This is a genomic window from Betaproteobacteria bacterium (assembly GCA_016720925.1).
Classification (GTDB): Bacteria; Pseudomonadota; Gammaproteobacteria; order Burkholderiales; family Usitatibacteraceae; genus UKL13-2.
Genome location: JADKJR010000006.1, coordinates 148,360 through 161,474, shown reverse-complemented (window position 1 = coordinate 161,474; position 13,115 = coordinate 148,360). Strand labels below are relative to the sequence as shown.

The window sequence follows — 13,115 nt, the reverse complement described above, 5'->3', positions numbered from 1 at the left end:
CTACTTCTTCTCCAGTTCTTCCCACGCCCGAGTCACGCGCTTTACGCTAACCGGAAACGGCGTCCGCAGCTCTTGCGCAAACAGCGACACGCGCAGCTCCTCGATCATCCAGCGGTACTCAGCGGCTTTCGGTTCCAGCCAGTCTTTCAGCTTCAATGCATTCTGCCATAGCGGTCGAATCGAGCGCGCCTGTTCGAGGTCGCGTTCCATCGAGCCTGCCCGCGCCTTGTTGAGCCTGAGCACGATTGCTTTCAAATAGCGCGGGAAATGCAGCAACTGCGCCATTGAAACATTGCGCAGGAATTCCGGCTCGAACAGATGCCGCAACTGATCCTCGATTTCCGGGCCGATGTGTTCCCAGGTCTTCACGTAGCGTTCATCCAGCAGCTTGCGTATTTCAGCGGACGCCGCGAACGATTCCTCCATCGCTTTCACCAGCGCCTGCAAGGTGCCGGCGAGTTTCGGTTTGCCCGCCGCACGCGTCTCAGCGAATTGGTCTTCGCTACGGATCTCTTCGGATGCCGTGTCCACCATCGTGCCGGCGAATGCCGCGAACACCAGCTCCTTGCGCATTGCGTCCTGGGTATGGTTCTTTGACTCGGGGAAGAAATGTACATACTGGAACGCCGCCATGGGCGATAGCTTGATGCCGCGCTCCAGAAATTTAACCTGCTCCGCCAGCTCCAGCATGAACAAGCGCGTCAGTCCGCGTCGATGACTATGTCTGGCGGCCTGTCGCTCATCGAAAATCTTGATCGATACAGACGTATCGCGATCCACCAGCGCCGGGTAACCGTCGTAACGGATCTGGTTGCGTTCAAAGTTGATGGTTTCCGGCAACGCCTCAAAGTCCCACTTGGTGATGTCGTCGCGTTCGAGGCGATTGCGATGCAGCGTGGAGAATACCGTGCGCGACGCATCGGCAAACTGCGCCTTCAGCGCGGCAAAGTCGCGCGACATAGCCAACTCTTTGCCGTCTGCATCGACGATGCGGAAGTTCATCAGCAAGTGCGGCTGAAGGCGCGAGACATCCCACGCATCCGCCACCACGTCCATCCGTTTCACGTCACGCAGAAAAGCCGTCATCGCGTCAATCAGCGGCATCTCGGCGGCGGACAGATCATTCATACCTGCGCGACGCGTCACATGGCCGATGAACTCACTCACGGTTTCGGGCACCGGCACGATCTGGCTGCGAACCTTCTGCGGCAGCGCTTTAAACAGCGCCGTTACTTTGTCCCGCAGCATGCCCATGGTCAGCCATTCGAAGCGCGCGGCATTCACCTGGTTGAGTACCGCCACGGGCAGTGTAATGGTGACGCCATCCATCATATGTGCGGGCTCAAAACGGTATGCCAGGGGAAACACCGCGCCACGGTGCTTGAGGGATTTTGGAAACAGCTCGAACGTGATTTCATTCGCGCCGCGCCGCATCAATTGCTCGCGGGTGAATTCCAGCACACCTGGCGTTTTCTTCTCCGCCTCGCGCCGCCATTTTTCAAAGCCGGCCATGTTCACCACATCGGCCGGAATCGCCGCATCGTATAGCGCGAACATATCGTCGTCGTCGATCAGTACGTCCTGGCGCCGTGCCTTGGCCTCGATGTCCTCGATATCCTCGATCAGCTTCTGGTTCAGCCGCAGGAATTTAGCCGTCGTATCGACTTCACCCGCGACCAGGCCTTGCCGAATGAAAATCTCGCGCGCTTCAACCGGATTGATCGCGCCGTAATGCACGCGTCTTCGCGGATTGATGACCAGCCCGTAAATGGACACCTGTTCAAACGCCACCACCTGCCCGCTCTTGCGCTCCCAGTGCGGTTCGAAATGTGTGCGTGTGACGAGATGCGCCGCCAGTTGCTCGATCCATTCAGGCTCTATCGAGGCGACAGTGCGCGCATAGACGCGAGTCGTTTCGGTCAGCTCGGCCGCCATCACCCATTTCATCCTCGCCGCCTTCTGCGCCGCGTGTTGCTGGTTACGGCGTGGCAATTGGAACTTGATGCCGCGGGTGCCGAGATAGTGGTCGCCTTCAATTCCCTTGGTGCCGACGTTGCTGATCAGACCGGTAAGGAGTGCACGGTGAATGTTGTCGTAATGGGCGGGAGCCAACTTGGCAGGAGAGGCAGTTTCTTTTTTTTCACCACCGGAATTCCTCCGCTCGCTTCGTTCGCCTGCGGGCGGTGGCGGATTTGCGGTGGCGGCGACACGGCCCTGTTTCGGCGAAGCGTCCACATGCATCCCCGCTGACGCGCACACCTCCACCAACTGCGCATGCACGTCCCGCCACTCCCGCATGCGCATCGGCGAGAGAAAATTTTCGTGGAGCATTTGATCGAACTTGCGGTGAGATTTCTTGTGCTTCCAGGCTTCTTCGTAAAACGTCCACAAATTCACGAATGCCAGAAACTCTGATTGAGGATGCGCGAACTTCTCGTGCGCTATCGCCGCCTCCTGCTGCTTGTCGTGCGGACGCACGCGCGGGTCCTGCACCGACAATGCGGATGCGATTACCAGTACCTCGCGCACGCACGCCTCGCGCTCGGCAGCCAGCAGCATGCGCGCGATCGCGGGATCGACCGGAAATTTCGCCAGTTTCCAGCCGAGCGCCGTCAGTCCTTTGCTTTCGTCAACCGCTCCCAATTCAAACAACTGGCGGTAGCCGTCCTCGATCATGCGCGGGCTGGGCGGCTCGATAAACGGAAAATCCTGCACGTCGCCCAGTCCCAACGATTTCATGCGCAGGATCACGTCCGCCAGCGAGGTGCGCAGGATTTCCGGCGTAGTAAACGGTGGGCGACCGTTGAAATCTTCTTCGCTATACAAGCGCACGGCGATGCCGCTGGCGACACGTCCACAGCGGCCCGACCGTTGCTGCGCGGAGGCTTGCGAAATAGCTTCAATCTGTAGCTGGTTGATCTTGCTTCGCGTGCTGTAACGATTGATTCGGGCGACGCCCGCGTCGATGACAAAGCGAATTCCCGGTACCGTCAGCGAAGTCTCGGCGACGTTGGTGGCAAGCACGATGCGTCGCCTGCCAGACAATTGAAATACACGGTCCTGTTCCGCGTTGGACAAGCGCGAATAGAGCGGCAGCACTTCTGTTTGTGCCGGATGATGTTTTCGCAGCGCTTCGTCGCAATCGCGAATCTCGCGCTCCCCCGGCAAAAACACCAGGACGTCGCCTTCGTGCGTTTCGTGGAAAATCTCGTCGACGGCCTTGACCACCGCGTCTTCGATCGGCACCGCGTCCTCGGCATCGTCGAGGAAATGCTCAGGCCGATAGCGAACTTCAACAGGATAGGTTCGGCCCGACACTTCGATGATGGGTGCGCCATCAAAATGTTTCGAGAAGCGTTGCGGGTCAATGGTGGCCGACGTGATGATGATTTTCAGATCGGGCCGCTTGGCCATCAACTGCTTCACGTAGCCCAGCAGGAAATCGATATTCAGGCTGCGCTCGTGCGCCTCATCAATGATCAGCGTGTCGTAGGCCCACAGGCTGTGATCGCTGTGCGTTTCCGCGAGCAGAATGCCATCGGTCATGATCTTGACGAAAGTATTTTCGTCGGTGTGGTCGTTGAAGCGAATTTTGTAGCCCACCGCGTGCGAGCCAGCCGCGCCCAACTCCTTGGCGAGCCGCGTGGCGAGGCTACGTGCAGCGATGCGCCGAGGTTGCGTGCAGCCGATCATGCCATTGATGCCGCGACCCAGTTCCAGGCAAATTTTCGGCAACTGCGTGGTCTTGCCCGATCCGGTTTCGCCGCAGACGATTACCACCTGATGCGCGCGGATCAGCTCGGCAATTTCGGCGCGACGCTCGGCAATCGGCAGCGCATCGTCGAACGTGGGCGTTGCAACCAATGCATGACGCGATCGCTTGGCCGCGAACCGCGCGCGCGCGGAACTGAGCTGGGTATCAAATTGCTGATCAAGTTGATCATGCGCCTTCCCCGCGCGTACGAAGTCCCGCCGCTTCTTGTCGAGTGCAATCAGTTTCCCGCGGTCGGCGGAAAGGACTTCTTCAAACGAAAAACGCGGGGTTGCGGTCGGTGGCATAGACCGCGCATTTTACGCGGCTGGACCGGCGATAGCGGTTTCATAGCAACGAAAGCTCAAACACAAGCACTGGAGCGGCGTTTGATGGCTTTTTGGCTTGAAAGCCTCGCCAGTGCTTGTGTTTATTGCAATGATCAGGTGCACTCACACCCTGTCCACGCGACAGGCGTAACAGCCGCGTCGTGCATAGTGGATATGCAGGTACGCGACATCCTCGCGCTCGAAATAACGATCAATGAGCGATTCGACTTCCACGCCATCCACCACGTCTGCCTCAACGATCATGTCAGTCGTGTCGTAGGCGCGCACTGAGAGCAAACGGATGCGAACCGGTTCCGGTACTTTGTTCACCGCCTCGCAAGCTACCGTGGCGGCCTTTCGGACGAATATTGGACCGGCCGCCTGATAAGGGGATCGCGCTGTCTGGTGCGCATAGGATATGAGTATCAACTCTTCGCCCGGCGCGGCGTGCGTCAGGCTGACGCGGCACGGAAATCCTGCTGAGTCATCGGCAAACACGCGTTGCGCGCCAAGCGTGGCAAGCTCAGCATCATTCAGACTGAAAATGGCCCTGAATGATTCAGGGGAAAGCCCTGTGATTCGAAAATTCATGTCGCACTCCGTCAATCAAAGTGCGTAAATTTTCGCCTGTCGAGCGCTGCGGCGCGACCGGAATTCAGGCAACAAATTCTGGCGCTTGCAACATCAACCTTCGATCTGTATCCCTTCGACCTCAAGGACACGTTTGACTGTCGGCCGCGAGGCCACGCGGAGTGCATGCTTGGTCCACACCGGATATTTTTCCTTCATGGGGATGCCGATACGATTGCCCCAGCGAAAGAACACCAGCAGATACGGATCGCAGACGGTGTATTGACCACCCATTGCGAAGGTCTTGCCCGTGAGCATTTTGTCGATTTCCGCAAAGTACTTCTCAAGTGTGGCGCGGCTGGTCGCGATAATGCTGGCATGCGCCGATTCATCGGTGCTGTAACGCTCGGTGCGGAATATACCGGCAACGGCCGCTTGCACGCTGGATGCAAGCCAAGACATGAGCGACAGTGCTTCCGCCTGCCGCCAGGTATCCTTCGGCCACAGACCACGTTCGGCATAGCCGCCACCCAGATACGTCAGGATGGCGACGGTTTCGGTGAGGACCTTGCCGTCGACATTCAGCGCCGGTACCCGCGCACGTGGGTTCACCCTTAGAAAATCCGACTTTTTGTGGTCGCCGTCCTTTAGCGATACCAGAACCGGTTCAAAGGCAATGCCGAGCTCTTCGAGGACGATGTGCGGTGCGAGGGAGCAGGCGCCAGGTGAATAAAAGAGCTTTATCATTTTTGATTTTTTCTTTCCAGAACGAGAACAGCAGAGCACGCGCGAAAGCGGTCCGGGTCATAGCTGTCGGGTCAAATCATGTAAGCAAGTACTCGCCGCAATAGCCAAATCGCCGTTAATTGCACATACATGAACTGCCCGGTCGGCGCAAAAAAGACCGAGGAAACTATCGCTATAGTCTCGTAATCAGGGAACTGGTGTCAAACCTGTTTCCACCTGACTCTTGCACCTCCTTGTAGAACTGGTCGATTTGCGCGGTGATGGGTAGCTTTGCTCCATTCCGCCGCGCTTCTTCCATGCAAATGCCCAGATCCTTTCGCATCCAGTCCACGGCAAATCCAAAATTGAATTCGCGCTTCAGCATGGTCTTGCCCCGATTCTCCATTTGCCACGATTGCGCCGCGCCCTTCGAAATGACATCAAGCACCAGGTTGCCGTCGAGCCCGGCCTTTTCCGCGAATGCCAATCCTTCCGAGAGTGCTTGCACCAGGCCCGCAATGCAAATCTGGTTAACCATCTTGGTCAGTTGCCCCGCGCCAGACGCGCCCATCAATGTGGTGGCCTTCGCATAACTGTCGATTACCGGTTTGGCCGTGTCAAAGACCGCCTGATCACCACCGCACATCACAGTTAACTGACCCTTCTCGGCGCCTGCTTGCCCGCCCGAGACCGGCGCGTCTATGAAACCAATGCCTTTTGCCTTTGCGATCGCATAGAGTTTTCGTGCGGCATCGGCCGACCCGGTGGTGTGATCGACCAGGATTGTTCCGGATTTCATCGTTGCGAGTGCCGCCTGACCCACTTCCATCAGGTCAATATCGTTGCCGACGCACATCATGACGAGTTCGCTGCCTGCGACTGCTTCCGCAACGGTCTTGCCAAAGGCTCCACCATGTTGTTTCGTCCAAGCTTCTGATTTGGCTGTCGTGCGGTTATATACGGTGACGTCATGCCCTTTGGCTTTGAGGTGTCCAGCCATGGGATAGCCCATGACGCCAAGGCCCAAAAATGCGACTTTCATGCTGAACTCCTGAATTAAGGATTTACCAGATTGGGGGGAATCTTGCCCGTCAGCGCGGCTGTCATGTTTACCGACGCGAGTGCGGCCATGCGCATGCGTGTGGCGTGCGTGGCACTGCCGATGTGCGGCGTCATTGCGACATTGTCGAGCTTCAGGAACTCGGCGTTGAATGTGGGCTCACCCTCAAATACGTCGATGCCCGCAGCGGCAATGCGCTTCTCTTTCAGCGCCGCGATCAGCGCAACATCATCGACCACGCCGCCGCGCGCCGTGTTGATAAAAATTGCCGATGGCTTCATCAATGCCAGGTCCCCGGCCTTGATCAAATGATGCGTGACCGCGGAATAAGGCACCATCACCACCACAAAATCGCTTTCACGCAGGATCTCTTCCTTGCTTGCGTAGCCCACATTCAGCTTTGCTTCGAGCGCTTCGTCCAGCCGTGTGCGATTGAAGTAGCGCACATTCATATCGAATCCCGACGCGCGCCGGGCAATCGTCTGCCCAATGCGACCCATGCCGATGATGCCCAGCGAAGCATGATGAATATCGGTACCCAGCCATTGCTGAAGCGCGAAACCTTTCTTCCATTCGCCATTGCGCAGGCGCCGTTCGGTCTCGGTGATGCGACGCGCCGCCGCCATCAGCAACGCGAACGTGAGATCCGCGGTGGTGTCGTCGAGCACGCCGGGCGTATTGGTGACCATCACGCCGCGCCGGCTCGCCTCGGCGATATCGATGTTGTTGTAGCCCACGGCGATATTGCTTACAACCTTCACGGACGGACAGGCGTCGAGAAAGGCGGCGTCAATTTTTTCGGTAAGGCACGCCACTATTCCCGCGCAGCCAACCGCGCGCGTGCGCAACACCTCTGCGGTGAAGATGTCGTCACTCTCGTTATGGTCCACTTCAAACTGTTGCGAAAGCATCGCAACGATCTCCGGGAAGACCTGCCGGGTAATCAGAGTTTTCGGTTTCATCTGCATCACAGTTTGAGGGATGGCGGGGGGCCAACCCGCCGGGTTAAGCGGCGCAAACAGCGTCCGCTTCAACCCGGCGAGTTATTCCGGCGACAACGTCGTCCGGAATAGCATTACTTGTACAAAGTATTCGGCAGCCACATCCCGATCCCGGGAAAGATGTAGAGCAGCGCCAGCGCCACCACTTGTATGACCATGAAGGGCAGCATCCCCGCGAATATCTGATTCAGGGTCACGTGCGGCGGCGACACGCCTTTCAGATAGAACGCCGCCATTGCCACGGGCGGTGACAGGAATGCTGTCTGCAGATTCAACGCGACCAGCAAACCAAAGAACAATGGATCAACGTTGAATTTGGCCAGCAAAGGAATGAAGATCGGCATGAAAATGACGATGATCTCGGTCCATTCCAGCGGCCAGCCGAGAATGAAGATGATGAACTGGGACAGCAGCATGAACTGAATCGTCGTCAATCCCAGCGAGAGCACCCAGGTTTCGATGATTTCCTGTCCGCCCAGCAACGCAAAGGCCGCCGAAAAAATCGACGAGCCGACGAACAGCCAGCACACCATCGCGGTGGTCTTCGCGGTGAGAAAGCATGACTCCTTGACAATGCCGCCCAGTTCCCTGGCCGTGGTCGAAATGGCACTGGCGGGTTTGGTTTTGCGCGCGTTCACGTACCGATAGGCCCCGGCGAGAATGCAACCGCCGAAGGCACCGACGGCGGCGGCCTCGGTCGGCGTTGCCAGGCCGAAAACGATCGACCCCAGCACCGCTATGATCAGCACGGCGAGCGGAAAGAACGATGTCAGCAGCATCTTGAAGATTTCCAGCCGCTCCCAGTTCATCAGCCAGTAAGTCAAGGCCAGCGCTGACATGCCGACACCAAACACCACCCAATACCAGATTGGCGCCGGGACGCGCTCAGCGGCGGCAGTTGGCGTGGCAGCCGGCTTGGCTTCTGCGGCTTTGGCGGGGACCACCTTGGGAGGTTCGACAACTGCTTCCTTGGCAACTTCCGCCGGCGGCTCTTTGAGACCGCCGTCTTCTTTGGGTGGCTCCTGCAGTCCGCCTGTTTCTTTCGGCGGCTCCTGTAATCCCGATGACGCGTCTACAGACTTTTCCTCAAAGGACGCGGAAGCCGCGCCACCTGACTCGACCAACCCCGTGGTATCTACCTCTACCACCGGCGCCGTCGCCGTGGTGTACATCACCCCCAGCAAGACGACGATGACAATCGCCGGGATCAGGGAAACAAACAACTGGCCGACGACCGTACGCTTGGCAAAGCTTGTTGATTTCAGGCCGCCGAACAAGCCGGCAACGGCATTGCTGCCCAGAGGTGCCAGCGACTTGGCAAGCGGCGGCAATGGCACCACGCGATCAATCGCCGCGAGCGGCGGCGCGAGATGCGGCTTCCACATCGCGACGATGATTACATATCCCACATACAGCCCCGCCAGCATGAGGCCCGGGAAAAACGCGCCCGCATAGAGTTTGACGACGGACACACCGGCGGTCGCGCCGTACACAATTAGCAATACTGAGGGCGGGATCAGGATGCCCAGGCAGCCGCCGGCGGTGATGGCGCCCGCGGAAAGCCTGACGTCATAGCCTGCGCGCAGCATGGCCGGCAGTGCCAGCAGGCCCATCAGCGTAACGACCGCGCCGACAATGCCGGTCGCCGTCGCGAAAATCGCGCAGGTGACGATGGTAGCGACCGCCAGCGACCCAGGGATACGCGCCATCGAGAGGTGCAGGCTCTTGAACAGCTTCTCGATCAGCGCGGCACGCTCGACCAGGTAACCCATGAAGACGAAAAGCGGAATGGCGATCAGGACATCGTTGGACATCACCGAGTAAGCGCGCTGCACCATCAAGTCCAGTGTTTGTCGCACGGCGAGGTCCGGATTCACACTGCGATACGCAACCCAGGCAAAAAGGACGCCCATGCCCATCAACGTAAATGCCGTCGGAAAGCCGAGCATGATCATCACCACAATCAAGCCGAGCATGATCAGGCCAAGGTGCCCGTTGGTGAGATGGCCCCACGGGGTTACCGAAATCAAAACAGTAAGGATGATCGCCATCAGGCCAAAGCCGAACCAGAGTTCCTTGCGTATGGTCGGCAGCTTCATTTGGCTTTCTCCTGCGCAACCACGTATTTATCGAGCTTGGCGATATCTTCGTCCATGACGTGGACCATTTCTTTCAACTTTTCGACGTCAACCTCTTCGACGTCCTCGACGCGCTTCGGCCATTCGCCCACTTGCAGGCACACAATACAGCGGAGGATTTCGACGATACCCTGCATCAGCAACAACACGCCGGCGAGTGGAATGATCGTCTTGAAGTGGTAGAGCGGGGGGCCGTCCGCGGTGATGCTGGAGTGCTCGTTCATGGCCCAGGATTCGCCAGCATAAATGTAGCCGGCCCAGCAGAGCGCGATCACCCCGGGAATAAAAAAGAGGACATACAAGACCAGGTCAATACTGGCCTGGGTTCGCGGCTCAAAGAAACCGTAAAGCACATCGCCACGCACATGGCCCGCTTTGGACAAAGTGTACGCACCCGCCATCATGAACATGGCGCCGTACATCATGATCATGGCGTCGAACGCCCATGAATGCGGCGTGTCGAGAAAATAGCGCGAGAACACTTCCCAGGAGATCGTGATCGTCAATGCCAGCGCGAGCCACGAAAAAGTCTGCCCGACAAAGGTGCTCACCTTGTCAACGAAAAGAAACAGTTTTTGCATTTTGCTTGCCCAAAAAAATCAACCATCCGGACGTGGCCCGGATGGTCGATGATTGACGCGAGAAACCCCTTAAGCCTTCGTCGGGGCAGCCGCCTTGGCGCCGAAGAAATGGTTCATCGCCATGCGACGGCTGATCACGGTGTCCTGTTCCCATTTGACCGCGCGTTCGGCAAATGCCCGCTGCGATGCCGCAATTTCCTTGAACAATGGGTTTTCCGCCGACTTCTTGGCGACGATTGCATCCCAAAGCGTGAGTTGCGATTGAAGGATTGCATCCGGGGTCTTGTAAAACTTGACCTTGTCCTTGGTCTGAAGGTCAATGTAGTCCTTGGAATAACGATCAATCGCTTTCCAGGACATATCGGCGGATGCGGCTTCGACGGCACCGGCGATGATCGACTTCATTTTCGCCGGGAGCGCATCGTACTTCGGCTTGTTGAACGTAATCTCGAACGTTTCCGCGCTCTGGTGGTAGCTTTGCAGCATGCAAACCTTGGATACATCGGGAAAGCCCAACAGGCGATCGGACGTGGCATTGTTGAATTCGGCCCCGTCGAGCAGGCCGCGGTCCATGGCCGGCACGATTTCGCCGCCGGGAAGCGCATTGACCGCAGCACCCATCGCCGTGAACAAGTCAATCGCCAGGCCATTTGTGCGGAACTTCAAGCCCTTGAAATCCGCCTCTTTCGTAATCGGCTTCTTGTACCAGCCCAGCGGCTGCGTGGCCATCGGGCCGTACAGGAAAGACTGAACAGTGGTAATGCCGATGGAGTTGTACAGCTTGGCAAGCAGTTCCTGACCACCGCCATATTTGTGCCAGGACAGCAGCATATTGGCATCCATGCCGAATGCCGGGCCAGAATTCCATAGCGCGAGGGCATTCTGCCTGCCGTAGTTGTAACCCAGCACGCCGTGGCCGCCGTCGAGCGTGCCCTTCGCGACCGCATCCAGCAGCCCGAAAGCCGGCACCACCGCGCCGGCCGGCAGCACTTCGATCTTCAGGTCGCCGCCGGTCATGTCGTTGACCTTCTTGGCGAAGTCCAGCGCGTATTCGTGGAAAATATCCTTGGTCGGCCAGGTGCTCTGCCAGCGCATGTTGATCGGCCCGGTCTGCGCCTTGGCGATCATGGGAAAACTGGTTATCGCCGCACCCGCTGCTGCTGCGGTGCCGGCCAGGAATTTGCGACGCGTCGGTTTATTGTCGACAGACGTGCCGGTTGATTTGATTTCTTTTGTCATACAGCCTCCTAGGGTTGGGATTGTCGTGCGTCAGGTTGAATCGGCTTGCTTGAATTCATTCCGTCCCGCGAATGCAGTTTTTTCTTACTTCACTGCTTATCGCCATGTTCAGCCATAGATGCTAGTCGCCCGTCATTCGTTACGCAATAGGCCTGCATCAAAAAAATGTCGTAACAGTTATTATTCAAATACCATTGTGCATCGCAACATGTGCGCATCAATCTGAATCGTAGCGGTTACATCCACGAATGGCTTCAACGGAAATTGTCCTTCTTTCGACCGTGCCGCGATATGGGCAAACCTCTCAGGCATCACGGCCACGACCACTGCTTCGGCTCAGAGCAGGCTGAACATTAACGTGCAAAATGGCGTCTGCTTAAATTGATCGAATAAACAGGCTGGGCGAGTACATTCCCTGCACGCCGATCGGCGCCATGCATATCAAACTCGACAACAAAGCCGCAATATGCCGCAAGTGAAAACCACACAGCTTGAAATTCACATCAAAGGACTGCCGTGAGCAAAGTCCAGCGGGCATTGTCAAATTCGTTCAACGAGTTTTTCGACTCGGAAAAGTCAAGCGGGATTCTGCTCATTATTTGCACCGCAATCTCACTATTGATCGCGAACTCTCCGATTGGCGCCGAGTATTCGGGAATTTGGCAAAGACAAGTTTGGGGCCTGAGCGTCGAGCACTGGATCAACGACGCGCTAATGGCCATTTTCTTTCTGCTCATCGGCCTGGAGCTTGAACGCGAACTGTATGTCGGCGAGCTATCTGACCTCAGGAATGCGCTGTTACCCATTTTTGCAGCCGTCGGCGGCATGGCAGCGCCCGCACTCATTCATTTCTCGTTCAATGCGGGCACCGTAACGCAGGCCGGGATCGGGATTCCGATGGCCACGGATATCGCGTTTGCGTTGGGTGTGCTGGCCATTCTTGGAAATCGTATCCCGGCGTCGCTGAAGGTATTTGTCGTGGCGTTCGCGGTCATCGACGACCTGGGTGCCATCGTCATCATTGCCACGTTTTATACCGCGAAATTATCGGTGTGGTATCTCTGCGCAGCGCTATCAGTCTGGATGCTGCTGCTGGCGCTGAATCGCCTTTTCAGGATCATGTCGCTCGTTACGTATTTGCTCGGCGGCGCGTTGATGTGGTTCCTGATGTTGAAATCCGGAATTCACGCAACGATCGCAGGTGTCATGCTGGCGTTTGCGATCCCCTTCTCGGCGAAGGACGGCGATGCCGCGTCGCCGTCACACCGGCTGGAACATTTCCTGCACAAACCTGTGGCATTCCTGATCCTGCCCATTTTCGCGCTCGCAAATACCGGCATCCCCATTGGCGCGGACTGGCTGCAAAGCCTCACCAGCACCAACAGCGTGGGCATCATCGCCGGTCTGGTGGTAGGCAAGCCCTTAGGGGTGACGCTGCTTTGCCTGATCGCTATATCAGCCGGGATATGTCATCTGCCACCCGACTTGAAATGGCGGCATGCCGTTGGCGCAGGAATGATTGGCGGTATCGGCTTCACGATGTCCATTTTCATTGCCAATCTCGCCTTTGCCGGGAATACAGAAGGAATCAACGCTTCCAAGATGGCGATTCTCGTGGCATCGCTGACAGCGGGAATAATCGGCTTTTTATGGCTCAGACTCGTTTGCAAACCTGCTGACATCGACGTCAGTGCCAACGCGCGGTCGTAAAACCACTACC

9 protein-coding genes are annotated in these 13,115 nt (G+C 57.4%); 1 reads left to right on the top strand and 8 read right to left on the bottom strand.

Annotated features, from left to right (window positions below):
• The 8 genes from hrpA to IPP88_10815 all read right to left on the bottom strand — a co-directional run bounded on the left by hrpA (nt 1) and on the right by IPP88_10815 (nt 11,395).
• Nucleotides 1-4,059 carry an ATP-dependent RNA helicase HrpA gene (gene hrpA, locus IPP88_10850; GenBank protein ID MBL0123191.1) on the bottom strand — a complete coding sequence of 1,353 codons (4,059 nt, stop codon included), beginning with the start codon at nt 4,057-4,059 and terminating at the stop codon, nt 1-3.
• Between the two features lie 144 nt (nt 4,060-4,203).
• Nucleotides 4,204-4,671, bottom strand: a complete 468-nt coding sequence (locus tag IPP88_10845) for a DUF1203 domain-containing protein (protein ID MBL0123190.1) — start codon at nt 4,669-4,671, stop codon at nt 4,204-4,206.
• Between the two features lie 93 nt (nt 4,672-4,764).
• On the bottom strand, nt 4,765-5,397 hold the full coding sequence (locus IPP88_10840) for a glutathione S-transferase N-terminal domain-containing protein (protein MBL0123189.1): 633 nt from the start codon (nt 5,395-5,397) through the stop codon (nt 4,765-4,767).
• A 172-nt stretch (nt 5,398-5,569) separates the two neighbouring features.
• Nucleotides 5,570-6,418, bottom strand: a complete 849-nt coding sequence (locus tag IPP88_10835) for an NAD(P)-dependent oxidoreductase (GenBank protein ID MBL0123188.1) — start codon at nt 6,416-6,418, stop codon at nt 5,570-5,572.
• 14 nt (nt 6,419-6,432) lie between these two features.
• A complete protein-coding gene (locus IPP88_10830) occupies nt 6,433-7,398 on the bottom strand; it encodes a D-glycerate dehydrogenase (protein ID MBL0123187.1) in 966 nt (321 codons plus the stop codon).
• 113 nt (nt 7,399-7,511) lie between these two features.
• Entirely contained in the window at nt 7,512-9,521 is a 2,010-nt protein-coding gene (locus tag IPP88_10825) for a TRAP transporter large permease subunit (protein MBL0123186.1), read from the bottom strand.
• Nucleotides 9,522-9,532: 11 nt separating this feature from the next.
• Nucleotides 9,533-10,156, bottom strand: coding sequence for a TRAP transporter small permease subunit (locus IPP88_10820; protein MBL0123185.1), 624 nt, complete (start codon nt 10,154-10,156; stop codon nt 9,533-9,535).
• A gap of 69 nt (nt 10,157-10,225) precedes the next feature.
• Entirely contained in the window at nt 10,226-11,395 is a 1,170-nt protein-coding gene (locus tag IPP88_10815; protein ID MBL0123184.1) for a twin-arginine translocation signal domain-containing protein, read from the bottom strand.
• Nucleotides 11,396-11,911: 516 nt separating this feature from the next.
• Here IPP88_10815 and nhaA point away from each other — a divergent pair.
• Nucleotides 11,912-13,105 carry a Na+/H+ antiporter NhaA gene (nhaA, locus tag IPP88_10810; GenBank protein ID MBL0123183.1) on the top strand — a complete coding sequence of 398 codons (1,194 nt, stop codon included), beginning with the start codon at nt 11,912-11,914 and terminating at the stop codon, nt 13,103-13,105.
• Nucleotides 13,106-13,115 lie beyond the last annotated feature (10 nt).